19 protein-coding genes and 1 pseudogene are annotated in these 19,882 nt (G+C 70.7%); 6 read left to right on the top strand and 14 right to left on the bottom strand.

Going from position 1 to position 19,882, the window contains the following annotated elements; genetic code table 11:
• Positions 1-48: 48 nt before the first annotated feature.
• Complete coding sequence (locus ACWDSJ_RS09685) at positions 49-564, bottom strand: TetR/AcrR family transcriptional regulator (RefSeq protein ID WP_450030639.1); 516 nt, start codon at positions 562-564, stop codon at positions 49-51.
• Between ACWDSJ_RS09685 and ACWDSJ_RS09680 the strand changes: the two genes are divergently transcribed.
• Complete coding sequence (locus ACWDSJ_RS09680) at positions 502-1,683, top strand: flavin monoamine oxidase family protein (protein ID WP_450030637.1); 1,182 nt, start codon at positions 502-504, stop codon at positions 1,681-1,683. The two genes, ACWDSJ_RS09685 and ACWDSJ_RS09680, sit on opposite strands and share 63 nt — an antisense overlap.
• Before the next feature lies 1 nt (position 1,684).
• Here the strand turns inward: ACWDSJ_RS09680 and ACWDSJ_RS09675 are convergent, their stop codons facing one another.
• The 6 genes from ACWDSJ_RS09675 to ACWDSJ_RS09650 all read right to left on the bottom strand — a co-directional run bounded on the left by ACWDSJ_RS09675 (position 1,685) and on the right by ACWDSJ_RS09650 (position 10,483).
• Positions 1,685-2,377: a cutinase family protein gene (locus ACWDSJ_RS09675; protein ID WP_450030635.1), complete on the bottom strand. Its 693-nt coding sequence runs from the start codon at positions 2,375-2,377 to the stop codon at positions 1,685-1,687.
• Between the two features lie 32 nt (positions 2,378-2,409).
• Positions 2,410-3,603 carry a PucR family transcriptional regulator gene (locus tag ACWDSJ_RS09670; RefSeq protein WP_450030633.1) on the bottom strand — a complete coding sequence of 398 codons (1,194 nt, stop codon included), beginning with the start codon at positions 3,601-3,603 and terminating at the stop codon, positions 2,410-2,412.
• Positions 3,604-3,684: 81 nt separating this feature from the next.
• Positions 3,685-5,955 carry an ATP-binding protein gene (locus ACWDSJ_RS09665; RefSeq protein ID WP_450030631.1) on the bottom strand — a complete coding sequence of 757 codons (2,271 nt, stop codon included), beginning with the start codon at positions 5,953-5,955 and terminating at the stop codon, positions 3,685-3,687.
• A gap of 172 nt (positions 5,956-6,127) precedes the next feature.
• The gene (locus ACWDSJ_RS09660) at positions 6,128-7,672 is read right to left on the bottom strand and encodes an MFS transporter (RefSeq protein ID WP_450030629.1); all 1,545 of its coding nucleotides are present in this window, start codon (positions 7,670-7,672) and stop codon (positions 6,128-6,130) included.
• Positions 7,673-7,704: 32 nt separating this feature from the next.
• Positions 7,705-8,667, bottom strand: coding sequence for a dimethylarginine dimethylaminohydrolase family protein (locus ACWDSJ_RS09655; RefSeq protein ID WP_450030627.1), 963 nt, complete (start codon positions 8,665-8,667; stop codon positions 7,705-7,707).
• Positions 8,668-8,860: 193 nt separating this feature from the next.
• The gene (locus tag ACWDSJ_RS09650) at positions 8,861-10,483 is read right to left on the bottom strand and encodes an FAD-dependent oxidoreductase (protein ID WP_450031023.1); all 1,623 of its coding nucleotides are present in this window, start codon (positions 10,481-10,483) and stop codon (positions 8,861-8,863) included.
• Positions 10,484-10,523: 40 nt separating this feature from the next.
• On the opposite strand from ACWDSJ_RS09650, the gene ACWDSJ_RS09645 reads away from it, so the two are divergent.
• Positions 10,524-10,979, top strand: a complete 456-nt coding sequence (locus ACWDSJ_RS09645) for a MerR family transcriptional regulator (RefSeq protein WP_450030625.1) — start codon at positions 10,524-10,526, stop codon at positions 10,977-10,979.
• A 10-nt stretch (positions 10,980-10,989) separates the two neighbouring features.
• On the opposite strand, the gene ACWDSJ_RS09640 is transcribed toward ACWDSJ_RS09645, so the two are convergent.
• On the bottom strand, positions 10,990-11,523 hold the full coding sequence (locus ACWDSJ_RS09640; protein ID WP_450030623.1) for a TetR/AcrR family transcriptional regulator: 534 nt from the start codon (positions 11,521-11,523) through the stop codon (positions 10,990-10,992).
• Positions 11,524-11,605: 82 nt separating this feature from the next.
• Between ACWDSJ_RS09640 and ACWDSJ_RS09635 the strand changes: the two genes are divergently transcribed.
• Positions 11,606-12,436 (top strand): alpha/beta fold hydrolase, encoded by an 831-nt coding sequence (locus tag ACWDSJ_RS09635; protein ID WP_450030621.1) that lies wholly within the window; start codon positions 11,606-11,608, stop codon positions 12,434-12,436.
• On the opposite strand, the gene ACWDSJ_RS09630 is transcribed toward ACWDSJ_RS09635, so the two are convergent.
• Both ACWDSJ_RS09630 and ACWDSJ_RS09625 read right to left on the bottom strand, forming a co-directional pair.
• The gene (locus ACWDSJ_RS09630) at positions 12,399-13,427 is read right to left on the bottom strand and encodes a terpene synthase family protein (RefSeq protein WP_450030619.1); all 1,029 of its coding nucleotides are present in this window, start codon (positions 13,425-13,427) and stop codon (positions 12,399-12,401) included. The genes ACWDSJ_RS09635 and ACWDSJ_RS09630 overlap by 38 nt on opposite strands.
• Positions 13,428-13,512: 85 nt before the next feature.
• Positions 13,513-13,836 (bottom strand): rhodanese-like domain-containing protein, encoded by a 324-nt coding sequence (locus ACWDSJ_RS09625; RefSeq protein WP_387365090.1) that lies wholly within the window; start codon positions 13,834-13,836, stop codon positions 13,513-13,515.
• Positions 13,837-13,916: 80 nt separating this feature from the next.
• On the opposite strand from ACWDSJ_RS09625, the gene ACWDSJ_RS09620 reads away from it, so the two are divergent.
• The 3 genes and pseudogenes from ACWDSJ_RS09620 to ACWDSJ_RS09610 all read left to right on the top strand — a co-directional run bounded on the left by ACWDSJ_RS09620 (position 13,917) and on the right by ACWDSJ_RS09610 (position 15,751).
• Positions 13,917-14,384 (top strand): MarR family winged helix-turn-helix transcriptional regulator, encoded by a 468-nt coding sequence (locus tag ACWDSJ_RS09620; protein ID WP_450030617.1) that lies wholly within the window; start codon positions 13,917-13,919, stop codon positions 14,382-14,384.
• A 600-nt stretch (positions 14,385-14,984) separates the two neighbouring features.
• Positions 14,985-15,563, top strand: a pseudogene (locus tag ACWDSJ_RS09615) (SDR family NAD(P)-dependent oxidoreductase); the annotation flags it as partial.
• A 65-nt stretch (positions 15,564-15,628) separates the two neighbouring features.
• Positions 15,629-15,751, top strand: coding sequence for an SDR family oxidoreductase (locus tag ACWDSJ_RS09610; RefSeq protein ID WP_450030615.1), 123 nt, complete (start codon positions 15,629-15,631; stop codon positions 15,749-15,751).
• 76 nt (positions 15,752-15,827) lie between these two features.
• Here the strand turns inward: ACWDSJ_RS09610 and ACWDSJ_RS09605 are convergent, their stop codons facing one another.
• The 4 genes from ACWDSJ_RS09605 to ACWDSJ_RS09590 form a co-directional block, all read right to left on the bottom strand.
• Positions 15,828-16,754 carry a LysR family transcriptional regulator gene (locus ACWDSJ_RS09605; protein ID WP_450030613.1) on the bottom strand — a complete coding sequence of 309 codons (927 nt, stop codon included), beginning with the start codon at positions 16,752-16,754 and terminating at the stop codon, positions 15,828-15,830.
• A 103-nt stretch (positions 16,755-16,857) separates the two neighbouring features.
• Positions 16,858-18,033 carry a lipase family protein gene (locus ACWDSJ_RS09600; RefSeq protein WP_450030612.1) on the bottom strand — a complete coding sequence of 392 codons (1,176 nt, stop codon included), beginning with the start codon at positions 18,031-18,033 and terminating at the stop codon, positions 16,858-16,860.
• A gap of 130 nt (positions 18,034-18,163) precedes the next feature.
• Positions 18,164-19,252, bottom strand: coding sequence for a hypothetical protein (locus ACWDSJ_RS09595; protein WP_450030610.1), 1,089 nt, complete (start codon positions 19,250-19,252; stop codon positions 18,164-18,166).
• A gap of 41 nt (positions 19,253-19,293) precedes the next feature.
• The gene (locus ACWDSJ_RS09590; RefSeq protein ID WP_387365108.1) at positions 19,294-19,881 is read right to left on the bottom strand and encodes a hypothetical protein; all 588 of its coding nucleotides are present in this window, start codon (positions 19,879-19,881) and stop codon (positions 19,294-19,296) included.
• Between the last annotated feature and the right edge of the window lies 1 nt (position 19,882).

Genomic DNA, 19,882 nt, shown 5'->3' with positions numbered 1-19,882 from the left:
TGCTATCGAGAACGAACGCCCTGATATACAGGACACCTTAGCGCGGAGTCAGGGGGCGGCCCGGTCGGCCGCCAAACCCCTGAGCAGGGCGCGCGCCAGCGCGGCGGCCTGGGCGCGACCGGCCTCGGCGTCGTCGGCCTCGGCGATGGTCAGCGACATCTCGGTGAGCGCGCCGTAGAAGGCGCTGGCCAGCAGTTCGGGCGGATGTGGTTGCAGCGCACCGGATTCCAGCAGATTGCGCGCCTCCTCGACGACGAGTCCGCTCAGGTGCCGCTGGTCGACCTCGCGCCAGCGACGCCAACCCAGAGCGATCGGACCCTGGAGCAGCACGACGTGGCGGTACTCGGGTTCGGCGCACACGTCCAGAAACGCCTCGAGCCCGGCGTCGACCCGGTCGAACGGATCCGACAGGGCGTCGACCGCGGACCGGATGCGGTGCGCCGCACGCTGTTCCAGCTCGTCGAGGACCGCCTCGAACAGACCCTTCTTGCCGTCGAAGTGGTGGTACAGCGCGCCGCGCGTCAGACCGGCCGCGCGCACCAGCTCCTCGGCGGACAGACTCATCCCACCCACACCGCCGGTCGGCACATCGCCGAAATCCGCGGCGCGCGTGCGCAATACACCGGGCGGATTCCCCGGCTGAGCCCGCTGGCCCTGCTCGACATCGCCCAGGCCCAACTGCGGCTCGACCGCCTCGGGCGACGGGGGACCCGGACCGATCCGTGGCGCGCCGATCGCGCCGAGGAGTTGGACGCGCAGACCTTCCACTCCTGGCTGCGCCGGGTCACCCACACCGCGACGGGGCGCGCGTTCTTCCACCTGGTCACCGAGGCCGTGTTCTCCGCCGGGCCGGAGGACATGTCGGCGCTGTGGGCCGGCTTCTATCTCGGCGCGGGCGGCGGCGTCGACGCCATGATCGGGGTGCGCGGCGGGGCGCAGCAGGATCGGGTGGTCGGCGGTACCCAAGCGATCGCGCTGGCCCTGGCCGAACGACTCGGCGACCGCGTCGTCCTCGGCAGCCCGGTGACCGAGATCGACTGGGACGACTCCGGTGTCCGCGTCCGCACCGGTGCGACCGTCGTCCGGGCGCGGCGGGCGGTCGTGGCGGTGCCGCCGCCGCTGGCCGCGCGCATCCGCTTCACCCCCGGCCTGCCCGGCGACCGCGACCAGCTGGTCCAGCGGATGCCGATGGGCCGGGTGATCAAAATCAATGTCGGGTACGACGAACCGTTCTGGCGTGCCGAGGGGTGGAGCGGGCAGGCGGTCAGCGACCGGCGGCCGCTGGGGGTCGTCTTCGATAACACCCCGCCCGGTGGGTCACCCGGTGTTCTCGTCGGATTCCTGGAAGGTCGCCACGCCGACACCGGCTCGCGGCTGAGTCTCGCCGACCGTCGCGCGCGGGTCCTCGACGATCTCGCGGGCTATTTCGGCCCGCGCGCCCGCACCCCGATCGACTACATCGAAAAGGATTGGGCCGAAGAGGAATTCAGCCGCGGCTGTTACGGGGCCTTCACCACACCGGGCACCCTCACCCGTTTCGGACACGCCTTGCGCCCGGCCATCGGGCCCCTGCACTGGGCCGGAACCGAAACCGCCACGCGCTGGGCGGGTTACATCGTCGGGGCCGCCGAATCGGGACACCGCGTCGCCCGGGAGATCCAGATCGCCGGCGGTACGGCGTGATTCACAGTCGGGCGACGGCGAAGTCCGCCGCCTCACCGGCCTTGGCGGTGTAGCTGGTGACGTGGACGTTCCAGTTCTTGCCCTCGGGGTCGCAGACCGGGTCGTCGGCGGAGCAGGTGTCGTAGGTGCGGTCCGCGTAGGGGCCGGTGACGCTGCGGCCGATGCCGCGAATCGGGTTGCCGAACAACAGGATCGCGGCGATGCGCGGTTCCACCGAGGGTGGCAGGGTGGCGGCGATCGGGCCGCCGACCTTCGCGCCGACGCTGCTGACGCCGATCGAATTGTCGACGACGTTCGCGCCCTGCGAGTAGCCGACCAGGATGAAGCGCTGGTTCGGGCACGCTTTCGCCGCGCCGGTCACATGATCGACGAGGTCGCGATTGCCCTGCTGCACCGAGAACGGCTCGGCGAGGCTGGCCGGGTACTCGACGCGATAGGCGCTGTGCGAGATCGACAAGCGTTGGGCGAGCGCGTGATAGACCGGGTTGCCGACGACCGCGCCGAGTCCGGGATCGGCACCGAGCAATTCGCCCGTGCCGCGCGCGACGACGACATCGACATCGGTACACGTCGCGGGCTGCGCCGCCGCGGAGGTGGCCGCCGTGAGTCCAGCGGCGGCGAGGGCGGCTGTGATCGACGCGACCGCGGCCGTCTGGCGGAGGTGGTGCGGCGCTTTCCTGTCGAACAGTGCCATGAAAGACTTCTCCTCTGTCGAAAACGCTTGTCTCAGTGTGGATTCGGTTGAAAGCTGTCGATGACGAGCGCGGACCGCAGGTACCACTGGTCCGGATAGCGGTGCGGGTGCAGGCCGGTGAGTTCGGCGATGCGCCGCAGCCGGTAGTCGACGGTGTTGGGATGCACGTGCAGGGCCTTGCCGGTGCGCAGCCGGTTGAGGTCGGCGGCGATATGGCAGCGCAATGTCTCGCGCAGTTCGGGATGCCCGTCGAGCGGCACGAGCAGGCCCCTCAGGTGTGCCAGCGCCGGGCCGGGGCGGGTGAGCTGGTATTCGAGGGCGAGTTCGGCGAACCCGTACACTCCGGCGGGCAAACCCAGCCGCTGCGCGAGGTCGAGCAGTTCGTGGGCCCGCTCGATGGCGGCGGCGAGATCGGGGGTGGCCGCGTCGATCACCGTGGCGGTCAAGGAAACCCGCGCCGCCTGCCCGACGTCGGTGACCAGGCGCTCGAGGTCGGCCGCCTCGGTCGCCGGGAGCAGAACCGTGCCGCCGGAGGCCGACACCTTCGCCAGCGTCGCGTCGCCGGTCCGCTCGCCCACGGCGTGTCGCAGCCGTCGGGAGAGGAACTCCTCGTCGGCGGGTTCGTCCGGGTGGGCCGTCAGCGCGAGCACCCGGTAGTGGTCGGCGATCACGACGCCGTAGCGGGCTCGCACCTCCGCCGCGGGCACGCCGCGCCGCAATGCGAACAGCGCGCCCTCGTGGGTCTCGTGGCGGTGGTCGTCGGCGCGGTCAAGCTGCCGCAGACAGGCGCCGATGATCGCGGGGCTCATGGTCTCGATGAGATGGCGGACCAGTTCGACGGCGGCGACGACGACATCGTGGTCCTGGCGGACCGGCGCCGAATTCCCGTGGCCGATCCGGTTCAGCACCTCGCGCAGCGCGGCGTACAGGGCGTTCACGACGTCGAGCGAGACGCCCTCGTGGGCCCATTGCCGCGCGGCGGCGGCGAGGCGCGCGGCGCGGTCGCGGGCCGAGGACGTGTGCACGAGTTCGATGGCGAGCCGCAGGCAGTCCCGGTCGGGGTCGCCGGGCCGCGACGTTTCCGCCGCGACGCGGGCGAGGAGTTCGGCGATCAGCGTCCGGGCCACATCCTGGGCGTCCCCGGACACGGCCGGAACCGGGCGCTCCGCGACGGCGACGGCGCCGCGCGGCGATCGGTCGAGATGATCGGTGGTGGAGTCGAACATGGGCTGGCTCCCATCTGCCGGGGGTTGCCAGCGTGCACGGCGGGCGCGGGCCGCCGCATCGGTGAAACGACGTATATCCGCCTATCGGTGCGTGCGGGCGGCCATCCACGCCGCGATCTGCGCGCGTTTGCCGAAACCGAGCTTGGTCAGGATGTGCCGGACATGGGTGTCGGCGGTGCGCGGCGCGATCACCAGACGCACGGCGATCTCGCGATTGGTCAGACCCTGCGCGACCAGTTCGGCGACCTCCAATTCCCGGGCCGAGAGCGGGGACCGGCGATCGCGCACCTCGTCGGCGTCCTCGCGTAGCGCGTAGCGACGCGCCCGCTCCCGGGACAGGGCGCGCCCGGCGGCATGGGCCTCGCCGAAGGCGTCGGCGCCCAGCGCGGTGGTGGCCAGCTCCCGGAATCTCCCGTGCGGGCGCGGCATGATCGCCGCCGGGTCGGCGCCCAACAGATCCCACGCCGTCGCCGCCGCACCGAACAGGGTCGCCGCCCGCTCGGACTCGCCGCGCCGGGCCGCGCACCACGCCAGCGTCTCGAGATGGTAGGCGTCGCCGAACCGGCTGTCCCGCAAGCGAGTCGAGGCCAGGGCGGTCCGGGCCGCGGCTTCGGCGGCGTCCAGACTGCCGGCCATCACCTCGATCATGGCGATCCCGAACAGGGCCATGTCCCGGTAGTAGGTGTCACCCAATTCGTCGCTGCGGGCGGTCATCTCCCGCAGCAGCCGCAGGCCCGTCGCGGGCGACTCGGCGGTGTTGGCGATCCCCTGATGCAACCGGGCGCGCAGCTCGTTGCGCCGATCGCCGTGGGCCTGGAAAATCCGCACCGCCGCACCGGCCAGCTCGGCCGAGAGACCGTCCTCGAGGCGGATCTTCGCCACCTGCGCGCGCACCACATCGGCGAAGGCGGCCGCCAGCCGGTCACCGTGGGCGGCGGCGAGCTTGTCGGCCTCGTCCAGGCGGGTGAGCGTGCCCGGGATGTCCGACAGCCAGATCGAGTACTGGGCGCTGGTCGCCAGCCCGTAGGCGCGGGCGGGGTGGTCGGGCGAGGTGGCCGCCAGGGCGCGGTCCAGGCGGGTGCGCGCCTCGCGGTTCGCGCCCCGCAACGTCCAGTACTCGACGATCCGCTGCGCCATCGACAGCGCGATATCGGCCTCGCCGGGTTCGGTGAGCGACCACTCCAGTGCCGCACGCAGATTCGCGTGGTCGGCCCGCAATCGCCACACCCACGACGACTGCGCGGGACCGATCCACTCGGCGTCCGCTCGCGCGGTCAACCGGTCGAACCAGTCGCGGTGTCGGCGGGCGACGCGGGTATCGTCGGCGGCCGCGTGGAGTCGTTCCTGTCCGAACTCCCGGAGGGTCTCCAGCATCCGATACCGCGCGTCCTCGGTGCCGTCGCGTTCCAGCACGGACTTGTCGACCAGCGCGTCGATCACGTCGATCACGTCGGCGGGGTCCACACCGTGCCCGCCGCAGACGAATTCGGCGGCCTCGAGATCGAACGATCCGGTGAACACCGACGCCCGCGACCACACGAGTTGTTCTGCGGGCGAACATAATTCGTAACTCCAGACGATGGTGGCGCGCAGGGTCTGCTGCCGTTCGGGGGAGATCGGCGAACCGGTCGTCAGCAATGCCAGCGCCCGGTCCAGCCGTCGGCAGATCTCCGGCAGGGGCAGCGAACGCATTCGCGCCGCGGCCAATTCGATCGCCAACGGCACCCCGTCCAGGCGGCGGCACAGTCGCGCCACGTCCGCGGCGTTGCCCGAGGTGATGTCGAAGCCGGTGCGCGCCGCCGCGGCCCGGTCGGCGAACAGGCGAATGCTGTCGTAGCGCAGCAGCTCCGCCGGTTCGGTGATGTCCGGCGGCACGGGCATCGGCGGCACCCGGAACGTGCGTTCCCCGGGGACGGCCAGCGACTGCCTGCTCGTCGTCAGGACCGTGACTCTCGCGCAGTGGGTGAGCAGCGCGGCGACGAATTCCGCGCAGGCGCCGAGGACGTGCTCACAGTTGTCCAGGACCAGCAGGACCTCGCGTTCGCGCAGATACGCCAGCACCCGGTCGAGCGCGGACTGTTCCGACCGGAGCTGAAGGTCGAGCCGTTCGGCGACGAGATCGGCCAGCAGGACCTCCGCACGCAATTCGGCCAGTTCGACGAAGTACACGCCGTCGCCGTACGCGCGCGCGAGGTCCGAGGCGACCCGCGACGCCAGTCGCGTCTTGCCCACCCCGCCCGGACCGGTCAGCGACACCAGCCGCGCCGAACCGAGCAACCGGCGGACATCCGCGGATTCGCTGCGCCGGCCGACATAACTGGTCAGCTCCGCCACCAGCCCCGTGGGCATCATCCGGTCGTCCGCTCCGTCCGCACACCCGCGGGCGCCGGCAGATCGGCCCACGGAATTGCCAGGTCTCGGCAATCCTACTGAGCACCTTTGTGATCGCGCCCAGATTCGCGGGCTCGCCTGGTATCCCGCACAACTCGATCCCTCGGCGGCCGGAACCGGCGCTCCCGGGCGCTCAGGTCTCGGCCGGGCGCGGATCGGACTCGGAAACCCGTTGGGGCTCAGCCGAACTCACCGTGAACCCGCGCGGGGTCAACAGCACGACGAGCACGGTCGCGACCACGGCCAGGCCCGCGCCGATGAACGCGGTGGTGGTGAGGGCGGAATCGAACGCGGTGCGGGCGTGCGCCATGAGCGCGGCACCGGCGTCCCCGCCCAGCCGGGTCGCCACGGCCACCACGCCGCCGACCGAGCGGGCGGCGTCGGCGTCGGGTCCCGACACCGGCAGATCGGTCATGCGGGCGGCGAAGACCGCGCCGTGGATCGAGCCGAGCAGCGCCACCCCCAGACCCTGGCCGAGGTCGTAGCTGGTTTCGGAGACGGCACCGGCCTGTCCGGCGCGTTCGGAGGGGACGGCGGCCACGAGCATCGACGACGCGATGGTCGTCACCACCCCCGCGCCCAGCCCCATCGTCACCTGCACCGCCGCGATCGAGCCGTAGGAGATGGGCTGCGGCGCCCACCCCAGATACAGCAGACCACCCGCCACCACCAGCAGGCTCACGCCCAGGGTGGTGCGCACCTCGACCCGATCGAGCAGCTGCGGCGCGATCAGCGAACCGACCAGCGAGGCCACGGCGATCGGCAGGCTGCGCAGACCGGCCTGCGCGGGGTCGTAACCGTGCATGCTCTGCAACCACAGCGTGAGCAACAGCAGCATCGCCCCGAGCACGATCTGCGGCACGAACGTCGCGAGTGCCGCGGCGGTGAACGGCCCGCGCCGGAACAGCCGCACATCCAGCAACGGGTCGTCGCTGCGCAATTGGCGACGGGCGAACAGCGCCAGCAACACAGCCCCGACCAGCAGGATCGCCACATCCGCAGCGGTCAGCCCGCCGGTCGCGGTGTGCTTGATCCCCCACGCCAACGCCATGATGCCGAACACCGACAGCGCCGCGCCGAACCAGTCCAGCCCGCCGCCGCGGTGGGGTGCGCGGTATTCGGGCAGCAGGGGCACCGCGGCGACGATGACCACGACCGCGACGGGCACGTTGAGCCAGAACGCCGCCCGCCACCCGAAGCTCTGCACCAGCACCCCGCCGACCAGCGGCCCGGCGGCCGCGCCGAGTCCCGCGACCGCAGACCAGATCGCGATGGCCCGCATCCGTTCGCGGTCGTCGGTGAAGATCGATCGGATCATCGACAGCGTCGGCGGCATCAGCATGGCCGCGCCGATCGCGCACAACGCGCGGCCGATGACCACCTGCCACGAGTGCGCGGCGGTGGCCGCGACCACCGAGGCGACCGCGAACACCACGAACCCGGCGACGAACATCAGCTTGCGCCCGACCCGGTCGCCGAGCGCGCCGCTGAGGATCAGCAGCCCGCCCAGCAGCAGACTGTAGATGTCGACGATCCACAGCTGGGTCAGCGGACTGGGCCGCACGTCGGCGATGAGCGCGGGCAGGGCGACATTGAGGACAGTCACGTCCATCATCACCACGAACACGCTCACGCACAGCACGGCGAGCATCGCCCAGCGGGCCCTCGGTCCGGGCATCGGATGTCCTCCTCGGATCGGTCGGGCGGTCGTCAGCCGGCGCGCAGCAGCGGCTGGGTGGAGCAGCGGAACGCGCCGCCGAACAGCCGCGACACCGCGAAGTCGAGATATTCGACGGTGACGCCGCGCGCCTCGAGTTCCTTGCCGACGCGCTCGAATTCCACGTCGATGACGTAGGTGTCGGGATCGATGGGCAGGCCGTTGGTCGCCATGGCCGCCGCCTCGTCCTCGCCGACCTCGATGCGATCCCAGTCGCGCAGGGGTTCGGGCAGGCCGCCGGGCAGGCGTTGCGGGCACGCGATGAGCAGCCCGTCGCGGACCAGACCGATCGCGCAGTCCAGGTGCAGCACATGCTCGGGCAGCGGGACCGGGGTCACGGTGAAGCCGAAGGGCCGCAGGTATTTCGCGAGCCAGCGCACGCCGAGCGCGTTGGTGGCCATGCCCGACGAGCCGACGAACACGTGCTTCCCGAGCACCAGCACGTCACCGCCCTCCAGGAACGGACCGGACCCCGGGTGGCCCAGCGGGGAGACCTCCGGTTGCGGCAGGGAGACGTAGTGCGCCTCGGCCGGGAGCACGCGGTCGAGCAGCAGATCCCGGCTCGGCAGCACCTCCATGCGGCGGTGCGGGAATTGGATCACCCCCTCGATGACGTGCTCGCCGACGGTGAACCAGGGGTCGCGCACGAAGAAGTTCGCGCATCCGGTCTCCCCGGCCGCGTCCTTCTCCACCTCGGTGAACAGCCGCGGGCGCAACACCTCCACGCCGTGGCGGCGCAACAGGTCGGCCAACTCCTCGCGTTCGGCCTCCCAGCGTTGCTGCCGGTCGGGGAAGACGTCCCCGAAGTCCTTGCCCCACACCGCGTTCAGGATCTCCACGGCGCTGTCCTCCACGGGCATCGAGTGCCCGAGGATCTCCGCGCGCGCCGGGGCGTGGAATTCGCTCTGGGAGACCACGACCGTGCGCAGGGGCGCGAACTCGCTCTCTACCCGCACTGGCGAACTGTTGGCAATCATTCGGCGATGATAGGAAGGGTTGTGCGACCCGTCCAGCGCTGCGATTTCGTCGCAAAATCCCCCGCTACCCAGCCTTCTGCGGGCGGATCGGCCGGTCGCGATACGAGATCGCTACCAGCCCGCAACCTGTTCGTGCGCCGGATCGTTACCCGCGCGCGCTCGACGTTGCGGGTCACGCCCTGCCGAGCAGTGCCGCGAGCACGCGCCGGAGCGCGTCCTCCGGCGCGGCGGGCAGGGTGGGTGAGCGCCAGGCCACGATGTGGTCGGGACGCACGAGCAGCGCCCCGTCCGGTTCGATGCCCGCCATCTCGGTGAACGCCGCGCTGTCGCCGTCGAATTGGTCGGCGGTCAGCTGCCGCACCCACACCATCGAGTCGGCGGTCTTCTCCACCGCGTGCCAGGCGTCGCCGCGGGGGCCGGTCAGCAGCGTCCACCCGAAGCCCACGAGATCGAGGGTGGACAGTCGTCGGCCCTCGACCGTGAGCCACCGGTGCGGGAGACGGCGACCCACCACGACACGATCGTCGAGGACGTCGGCATCGGGTTCGTCGTCCGCGACGACCGCGCCGCCGGTGTACCGGTAGCAGAGCATGCCGCGCAGGTAGTCGGCGGCGAGGCGGGCGTAGAGCGCGGCGGTGTCCCGCCGCGCCTGATAGCCGTGGTGCAGCCGTTCGGACACGGCGAGGGACGCCTCGGCGGCGGCCCGGCGTTCGGGCTCGTAACTGTCCAGCAGCGTGTCGCGGGCCTGTCCACGCAGGACCGCGCCGAGTTTCCAGGCGAGATTGTGGCCGTCCTGGATTCCGGTGTTCATGCCGAGTCCGCCCGCAGAGCTCTGGGTGTGCGCGGCGTCCCCGGCGAGGAACACCCGGCCCGCGCGGAAGGTGGACGCGAGGCCGAACGCGGCCTTCCACGCGTTGCACTCGATCAACTCGATGGGGACCGAGTCGTCGCCGATCGCCGCGTGCAGCAATCCGATCGTCCGCTCCGGCGTCAAGGTGGTGAGCTCGGCGGGTTTGCCCGGGTAGTCCAGGATGTGCGAGGACCAGCGGGTGCCGTCGGCGCCCTTGGCGAACAGCGTGCAGTACACCCGTTCGTTGCGGATGAAGCAGGAATGCGAGGCCGACTCCGGCAGCAGCCGCCCGAGGTCGGCGCGGAAGAAGGCGGTGTTCGGCCGGGCCGCGACCCGCCGGTCCGGCATCCCGACGCCGAGCAACCGCCGCACGAGGCTGCGGGCGCCGTCGGCCCCGATCAGATAGGCGCAGCTCAGTTGCTCCCGCGCGCCGGTGTCGGTATCGCACACCGTGGCCCGCACGCCGGTCTCGGTGACGTCCAGGCCGGTCAGCTCGACGCCGAACCGCACCCGGCCGCCGCCGCGGCGCAACGCGTCCATGACCACCCGCTGCACCTCGTACTGGGTGACCGCGCGGCGGATGCTCACCGGACTGCACGTCGCCAGCCGCCGCGCGTACCGGGCCGGGGGCGCGGCCGTGTACAGCACCGAGCCGACCGCGCTGTCCTTGAACACCGAACACAGCGGCGCGGGACCGTCCCAGCCGACTCGATCGAGCGCCGGTCCCAGCCCGATCGAGCGGAACAACTCCAGGGTGCGCACCGAGGTGCTGGCCCGGGGCGGCGCGTTCATCGGATCGCGCTTGTCCACGACCGCGACCCGCACGCCCTGCTCCGCCAGGAACAAGGCGGTCGACAGCCCCACCGGGCCCGCGCCCACCACCACTACCTCGTACCGCTGCCGCATGCCGTCCTCCTCGGTGATCCGTTCGGATTCACCGTGCACGCTCAAGTGCACTGGAGCGCAAGGCTGCGAGGATGGTCCGATGGATCACACGATCAGCGAGGTCGCCCGCGCGTTCGGCATCCGGGTCTCGGCGCTGCGCTACTACGACGAACTCGGCCTGCTGTGCCCGGCGGGCCGGCGCGCGACCGTGCGCACCTACGGCCGCAACGAACTGCGCCGACTCGCGCTCATCCAACTGCTGCACCGCGACGGCCTGATGAGCTTGTCCGACACCGCCGCGGTGCTCGCCGATCCGCCCCCGCACGATCGAACGCTCGGTCGGCGGGTTCTCGCCGAATCCCTGCACGCCATGCGGGAGCAGATGAACCGGCTGGCCGAGGCGCAACGCGTCCTCGACCACGTCCTCACCTGCCCCCGCGACGACCCGGCCCGGGACTGCCCCGTTCTGCGGAAGAACCTCGAGAACGCGGTCGATGCCGCGCTCGGGTCCCGGGCGGAACCTCGCGTGTCGTCGGAGGCCCCCGAGAGCCGATGACGTCCGTGGCTCACCCGCGATGACGATCGACCAAGGGGAGGAAGATGTCGTCGACGAGTTGGTCCAGCGTGGGCGTCTGCTCATCGGCCGGGGCGTGGGCCAGCAGATCGACCGGCACCCGTATGACGTGCCTGCCGACGGTCGCCGCGTCGCACCCGTACGCGGTCACGGCATCGGTCAGCAGTGCGACCGCCTCGTCGCCCGCGGCCCGCCGAAGTCGTTGGGCCAGAACCGGATCGGTGTCATCCACCAGGCACAGTCCCCGAAGGGTGGCAGACAGTTGTTCCAGGACGGCGAGCGCGTCGCGGCGCAGTTCGCCGGTGATCTCCACCCGGCCCAGGCGGGGTACCCGGTCCCGCACGACCGCGTGCACGACGGCGGCCTTGTCGGGCCACCGGCGATACACCACCGACTTCGCGGCCCCGGCCCGCGCGGCGACGCCCGCCATGGTCATGGCGTGAAAGCCGTTCTCGCGCAATTCCTCCCATGCCGCATCCAGCAGTGCCCGCTCGAGCACCGCACCTCGTCTCCTCGTCTCGGCCACCCTCTTAAGCTACCTCGAGTTGCTTATCCCCGGGCGCATTCCTATGCTCGTAAGCAACTCTGAGTAGCTCGAGGAGTGTGTGGTGAGAACGCTCATGGTCGATGTCCCCGGCGGTAGCCTCTTCTGCGAGATTCGCGGTCGCGGACCGGTATTGCTCCTGCTCCCCGGCGGCGACGGCGACGCCGACACCTACGATCGCCTCGCCGACCACCTCGCCTCGACATTCACCGTGGTCACCTACGACCGCCGCGGCCTGTCCCGAAGCGCCACCGCCCCAACGGAAGTGACGATCGCCAGCCACGCCGACGACGCCGCGGCGATCCTCGCCGCCACGACCGACACACCCGCCCTCGTCTTCGGCAGCAGCATCGGCGCGGTCATCGCCCTGCAACTGACCCTCGCCCACCCCGACCTCGTCCGCCGCGCCATGCTCCACGAACCACCCCTCTCGGCCGTCCTCGACGAACCGGCACGCACCGAACTGCGCCAGGCCCAACACGACGTCGAAACCGCCTATGCCAGCACCGGTATCGAGGCGGCGATGGCCCGATTCCTCCGCCTGATCGATTTCGACCCCACCGACCGCGAACCCGACGTCGAACTCACCCCACCCGACCCCCAACGCCTCGCCAACCTCACCGTCTTCCTCACCCACGACGCCCCCGCCGTCCGCCGCTACGAACCCGACTTGACCGCCCTGCGCACCCACGCCCCCGCCCTCACCCCCGCCATCGGAGCCACCACCACGGGCCTGCTCCACCAATGCACCACCACCCTCGCCGCCCTCCTGGGCACCGAAACCCACACGCTCCCAAGTGGTCACATCGCACCGACCCTCCGCCCGCGCGCCATGGCCGACGCCCTGCGAGCGTTCTTCACCGAGGACACCCCGGGCGCCCAGCAGGAGGCGTGAACCTTTCCCAGTCCCGCGAGATGACGCCGCGGTCGTCCGCGTCGCGCTCGGCGTGGGCGGTGGCGTAGCGCTGGGTGTCGTGGTCGTACCAGTCCTGGTAGCCGCGCATCCAATGCTTCAGGGCGTCGATGTACGCGGCCAGGGCGGGACCGGCCCCGTTTTGGGTGGCGTCGGCCAGCCGGGTGAAGGCGGCGATCTCCGCTCGTACGCGATCGGCGGTGATCGCGACGGCCTCGGGCAGGGTGTGGCCGTGAGAGGCGTAGAGCGTCACCATATTTCGAAACTGGCCGGGTTGGCGGGCCTCCACCGGCAGGCTTTGGATGTCGTTGGACCAGCACACCACGTTGTTGGCGTGCAGGCGTAGTCGGTGGACATCCGGATGGTGATATTCCTCCGGCGGGAGGGGTTCGGTCGCGGCGTCGGACAGGGCCAGGCAGGGGTTCATGCCGCTGGTGTGGCGGCGGATGGTCTCGTAGTCGCCGAGGCCGATGGGAGCCGACTGGAGATGATTGAGAATCTGTAGCCCCGCGGTGGCCGCCCAGAGTCTCATGCCGGTGGCGAATCGGTCGAAATGCTCCGGCGAGAGTCGGGTGCGCAGGCGGTGGCACACGTCCGCCCACGGCATTTCGCCGTAGACCGGGGGCGTGCGGGTTCGGTCGAGGTCGAGGACGTCGATCATGGCGGTCAGGTTGGTCAATGTCGCGGGGGTCACCGTGTCGACGCGATCGACGAACAGGTCGTCCACGAGGAAGAACCACAGAAGGTAGTCGGCGATCGTTTGCAACAGGACGACATCGGCGTTCGGATAACACCTCGCGGCGAGGTAGCCGTATCGGGTACGGGTGATGCGTTCCTCATAGGCGGGAGTTGGTATGAGCCCCTGCGCCTTTCCCCAATCGATCATCCGCCCTTCCACCGTGGCCACCTCGGGGTGACAGGCTCCGGACCAGGGGAACTCGAAGCCCGGCACCTCGAAATCGGCAGATTCCACGCCGTCCATCACTCCCCCTGGTCAACTATTGCCGCAGGCGGACCCCCCGTTGGGCGCGTCGATTGTCCACCAGAATAGCAGCGGTTCAGCTCTCGATCGGCAGCCCGGCCTCCGTCCAATCCTGAATGCCCTCACGGTATTTGCGGACATTGGTGTAGCCGAGGGCCTCCAGTTTGGTGGCCACCTGTTGACTGTTGCCGCAGGCCGCGTTCGAGCAGTAGGTGACGATCGGCGCCGATTTGTTCGGGAGGAGTTGGGGCGCCGCGGTTTCCACGTCGGATTCGACCAGGTTCAACGCGCCGGGCAGATGCGCCTTGGCGTAGTACTCGGCGCCGAGCGCGTCGATCACGGTGACCGAGCCGGCTTCGATCTCCCGGGCGAGTTCGTCGCGGGTGATGAGTGCGGTCATGGCGAGCCTTTCTCGAAATTTATGTGCGTGTGCACGCTACTACATATGTGCGGGCGCACGCAACCGGATAGGATCGGGCGATGCCCCAGTCCGCGAACCGAACTCGACCGGCGGCCGCCGCCTGGTCGGCGCTGTTGCGGGTCCACGCCCAATTGGTGCCCGAGCTGGACACCGCACTGCGCCGTGCCACCGGAATGCCCTTGAGCTGGTACGACGTCCTGCTGGAACTCGATGGGCCACAACGACTCCGGATGAGCGACCTCGGCGAACGCGTGGTCCTCAGCCGCACCCGGGTGAGCCGTTTGATCACCGAATTGGCCAGCGAGGGCCTGGTCCGCCGGGAAGCCAACCCCGACGACGGCCGCTCGGCGTTCGTGAGCATCACCGACGCGGGCCGCGAGCGCCTGCACGAGGCCGCCCCGCACTACCTGTCGGGTATCGAAACACGTTTCCGCGCAGTGCCGATCGAGGATCTGAACGCCCTGACGGCGACGCTGCACAAGGTGCTGGGCCGGACTGACCTGCCCGATCCGGCCGGTTCCGCCTAGCGGCCGACGAAGCGCGCGCTACGCGGTCCAACTCGCCCGCCTCGGCGGCGCGCACGTCGTCGCGTCGACCGGCGATCCCGACGCGCACGGTGCGAGTCTGCGCGCACTCGGCGCGACCGAGGTCGTCTCCGGTCCCGCCGACCTGCGCGAACCGGTCGACGGCGTGATCGATCTGGTGGGCGGCCCGCACCTGGTCGAGGCGTATCGGCGCCTGTCCGAGGGCGGTACGACCGGTCCATCGCTACGTTCTTCCTGCTCGCGTGCACCGGCCTCGGCCCGGACCTGACCTGGCTGGCCGCCCGGGTCGCCGACGGCACCCTGGATCCGAGCATCGCCTGGCGGGGCGATTGGACGCGGTTCGGGACGGCGGCCGACGCCCTGCTGTCCCGCCGCCCGCACGGCAAGGCGGTGCTGGAGCTGTCCTGAAGCGCCGCATAGGAATTTCCTATACCGCCCGCTGAGTATTCGTCTTTGCCTCGCGCGGTCGCCCGCCCATACCGTGAAAACAGCTCGGCGAGCCGCACATCGCGAATTTCCGCACCCCCGCGGCTCATCCGTCTTTTCGTCGAGCACAGGGAATTCGAGAGGACTGCGCGAAGCATGACTATGATCGAAACCGATTCGGCCACAAAGGAACTCGCTGGGCAGCGCGCCGTGGTGACGGGTGGCACGCGCGGAATCGGCGCGGCCGTGGTACGCCGACTCCTCGCGGCGGGCGCCACGGTGCTCACCACCGCGCGGTCGGCGGAGAGCACCGCGCCGGAGGGAGCCGCCTTCGTCGCCGCCGACGTGCGGACGCCGACGGGAGCGCGGACGCTCGCCGCGGCCGCGGGGGACGTGCTCGGCGGGGTGGACATCCTGATCCACAATGCGGGCGGGGCCAGCCCGTATCCCGGCGCCCTGGCCATTCCGGACGAGATATGGCGGGACGCCTTGGATTTGAACTTCCTGGCGGCGGTGCGGCTGGACGCATTGCTGGCCCCGGGGATGCGGGGACGGCGTTCGGGAACGATCGTGCACATCTCCTCGGCCGCGGTACCCACGGCCGCCCCGCCGTTCCTGCACTACACGACGGCGAAGGCGGCGCTGGAGAACTACAGCCGCGGACTCGCCGCGGAGCTGGCCCCGTTCGGAATCCGGGTCAACACCGTCTCCCCGGCCGCACCGCCACCCCCGGCGGTGAGGCCACCCGGGAGCAGTGGGCGCGCCTGGACGCGGGCCCCGGGGCGGACACCACTCCCCCATTGGGCCGCGACGGACAACCCGACGACATCGCGGACGCCGTGCTGTTCCTGGTGTCCCCGCGCGCGAGCTGGCTCACCGGCAGCGCCCTCGTCGTCGACGGCGGCGAATTCCCCCGAGGCTGAACACCTTTCGAGAGAGAACGGAACTCGGCAAGGGACGCGCACACCGACAGGAACGCCGTCATCACCGACGGGCCACCTATGCGGTGGGCACCGAGTTGGTCGTGGACGGCGGTGTCACCCAGCTCTGAGCGGGTTGGTGCCAGCGTTGCTCACGCAGGAGTTCGAGCAGCGCGGTCTCCCCCGGACCCGGCTGCGCCCGCAGGACGGCGACGACGGGCTGGGACACGGCCGGGACCAGCGGGCGCGCCAGATGTTCGTCACCGCGGGGCACGGCGGAGGCGGGGACGAGGGTGATGCCCAGGCCGTGGGCGGCCCAGCGGATGGCGGTGGCGGTCTGGGAGACGCGGGCGGCGGTGGTCGAGGTCAGGTCGTTGTCGCGCAGCACGCCGGTCAGCACGCCGTCGAGGGCGCTGTCGCGGTCGAAGCGCACCCACGATTCCCCGTCCAGATCGGCCAGTTCGACTCGGTCCGCGTCGAGCAGCCGGTGTCCGGCGCCCAGCACCACGACGAACTCCTCGTAGCCGAGGTGATGGGCGCCCGCCGGACCCCGCTCACAGGCCGCCATGAGGGCGAGGTCCAGTACGCCCTGACTGCAGAGTCGTTCCAGCTCGGCCGAACTCGGCTCCTCGAAGACGGTGACCTCGAGCCCGGGGAAGCGGCGGCGCAGCGCGCCGAGCACGCCCGGGAGCTGCCGCGTGCCGAAACCCATCTGCGCCGCGACCACCAACTCACCCACGAGTTCCTCGGCACCGGCCCGTGCCGTCGCCCGCGCCCGCCGCGACGCGCTCACCGCGACCTCCGCCTCCCGCAGGAACGCCCGCCCCACCACGGTCGGCGTCAGCCCGGTCGGCGTGCGGGCGAACAGTGTCACCCCCAGCTCCCGTTCCAGATTGCGGATCTGCTGCGACATCGACGGCTGCGCGACACGCATCAGCTCCGCGGCCGCCGTCACCGACCCCGCCTCGGCCACCGCCAGCGCGTACTCGAACTGACGCAGATTCATCGACTCCCGTCCCTTCCGGCGCGGACCGCCGCCGCGACACCTCGAGCGCGACAACGCACACGGCGGCGCGTTTACTCCGGACCGGCACGGCGACCCGCCGCGGTCACGGGCGCAAGGGCGCGATGAACCTGTCGATGGCGGCCCACATGCGCGGGTCGAGTTGAGTGTGGGAGCCGGTGCCGACCACGGTGTCGTAGGCGACTCCGTGGGCGGCGAACTGGGCCGCCAGCGTCGCGTGCAACGGCGAGGGCACCACGAGGTCGGCGGTATTGAACAGCAACAGGATCGGCGCGTCGTAGCCATCGGTGGGCACGGCCAGGTAGTCGGCGACCGTGCGGCGGAACCGCTCGTCGCTCAGCGGTTTCGACAGCAGGTCGCCGATCGCCATGCCGCGCAGCCGGGCACCGATCTGCGGGAGGCATTGTGTCGCAATGGTTTCCAGTATGTCCCGGCCCAGCGGGGTGAGGTAGCCGTCGATATCGAGTTCGGGGTGGGCGGCGCGCAGGCCGACGAGCATCATGGCGACCAGGGCGGTTTCGCCGCCACCGGCCGCGGCCAGCGCGGGGACCCCCGGCCCGGCCAGCGGCAGCAGATCCTCGGCGTCGGATTCGGGGTCGACGGCGATGACGCCGCGGAAGTCGAGGTCCGGCGCGACGATTCGCTGACGCTGCGCGGTGCCGAGCGCGGCCTGACCGCCCTGGGATCCGCCGATCACCGCCCAGGTACGGGACAGCTCCGGATGCGCGGCCCGGGCCGCCCGCACCAGGTCGATGGTGGCGCTCGCCTCCGTATCCACCTTGAGGTACGGATGCGGTCCGGTCGCGAACCGGCCGAGGCCGAGGTAGTCCGGCGCGACGACCGCCATGCCCTGGTCCAGAAGGTGTTGCAGCAGAACGCTTTCGCTGAAACCCCCCGCCCTCGGCAGGGCGGTCCCCTCCGGCTGCGCCCCGGGCGTCACCGGGTCGGACTGATGCCCGCACCCCTGCCCGAGTCCGGAGGTGCCGTGATCGTAGGCCATGATCGGCCAGCCGCCCGGCGGCGGTGGACCGGACGGAAGGAACAGCGCGCCGCTCGCGGGACGCGGAGCGCCCTCCGATCCGGTCATCCAGTACTCGACGATCGACCCGCCGGACAGGTGATGCCACCCGTCGTCCTGCGGCAGCACCGCGATCACCGACCCCGGTCGCCCCGCCGCCGCATCGTCCGGCGCGGCCGTCGCGACACCCGGCACGCACACCGCCAGCAGCGCGACGACCACGGCTCGGCACATCGTTCTCATAACGCCGTCCCCGCCTCGCTCCTGGCCATCCGTTCAGGATCGTACAAGGCCGGGGCCGCCCTCCTCGACATCTCGAAGGCTCTCGCCTCGCCGGTGGCCGAATCTCGCACGACCGCAACCCTTTCCGATATCAGCCCTCGGCGACCACCGCCACGTACATGCGGGCCGCGCCGTAGAGCCGCTCGGTGCCCTCCTCGGTCGTGACGATGTCGAAGGCGTAGATGTCGCCGGGGCGTTCGTTCTCGGCGGGGGCGACGGTGATGGTCAGCCAGCGGCGTTCGCCGGGTTTCAAGAAGATCCCGACCTCGTGGCTGGGATCGCCGTCGTCATCGATGCCCACATTGTCCAACGGGTCGGTCGGGCAGTGGTACCGCTCGAGTCCGACCGCGGCGGCCACCCGCTGCGCGTCCCCGCCGTCCGTCTGCAAGGCGACCGGACGCAGGGCGACCTCGGCCTCGAGCGGGCAGCGGTCGTCGGCGGGCACCTCGACGAGGACCTGACGAACCAGCGTGGCGTTCACCGGCTTCGGGGTGATCATGATGTTGCGCTGGCCGTGATGGGTGTCGCCGACCACGTTCAACTGGGTGGTGATGGGCCGGGCCCGCATCTTCTTCCCGTCCGCCGGATAGGTGGCGTCGGCCTGCGCCACATGGATCACCCCGCCCCCGCCGCCGATGACGTCACCGCCCGCGGAGAAGACGTTCACGCCGACGCACACGTGCCCGCCGTTGTAGTGGTTGATATCGCCCGCTTGCGGACGCCAGAAACCGTCGCTGGCCACCACGGTCTGCGCGTTCGGCTCCAGCACCACGTTCCGGATACCGCTGAACGCGGTGTCGCCGTTGATGTCCGGATTCGGCGGGGGGTCGATCTGGCTGGCCGGTCCGATGTAGCCCGCGGTGAAGTCGGACACCCAGCCCTCCATCGAGATGCCGTGCAGCGGCATCGGGACGTCGTGCGGTTCGGTGGCGAAGTCGCCGCGATTGAGAACCCGGACGAGCAGATAGTATTTGGTGTCGACGAATACCCTACCGTCCCAGGCGGCTTCGGGACGGTCCCAATAGGCGGGATCGAGGAGCGCGTCCTTCTCGCCCTCGGTGGCCAAGCGGATGTTCGGGCTGGCCCAGACGGCGGTGCCCTGCGGCAGCGGGCGGCCGGTGCCCTGGTCGCCGCCCACGTAGGAAACGACCAAGCGGCCGTTGGGATTGAGATTGGGCATGTGAATTTCCTTTTCTCTCAGTGGTTTTCCCCGAGCGACGCTCAACTGGTGACACAGACGATCTGGAAGCCGAACAGCCCCACCGCGTCCGCGGCCGCCGCGCCGGTCAGTCGCGCGGAGATGCAGTAGGAGTACTTCGGGTCGAGGCCCTCGGTGCCCGCGACGGGCGGCAGGGTGCGATCGAACGTCTCCCCGGGGCCGGTCTTGGGCGCGGAGATCAGGGCGACCGAGGACTGGTCCGAGGTGAGGAACTCCTGGCGGAACAGTTCCAGCCGCAGATCGCCGTCGCCGGACTTCTGGCCCAGCGCGCGAAAGGATTTGATCGTCCCGGTCGGGGGCAGCACCACCGGTTGGATGCCGTACGCGGCCGTCGCGGTGCCCCCCTTGCTCGCGACGCCGAGGTCGTGGACCCAGCCGTTGGGGCCCACCTGGGTCAGGCTGGGTACGAGGTTGATCGTCACCTGCCGCGACAGACCCGACGCGACCGTATTGAACGCCGCGCTGATGTTGTCCAGATCGACCTCGAGGGCCTGGAATCGGACATTGAAGCCGTTGTCACCGCCCGCGGTGACGCGGTCGACGGCGTCGACCCACTTCTTGTGGCTGAAGGTGCGGGTGAAAAGCGCCATG

It is taken from the genome of Nocardia sp. NPDC003482, from assembly GCF_053588115.1.
Note: the sequence above shows the minus strand (reverse complement) of the source record. Positions and strands in the feature narration are given on the sequence as shown.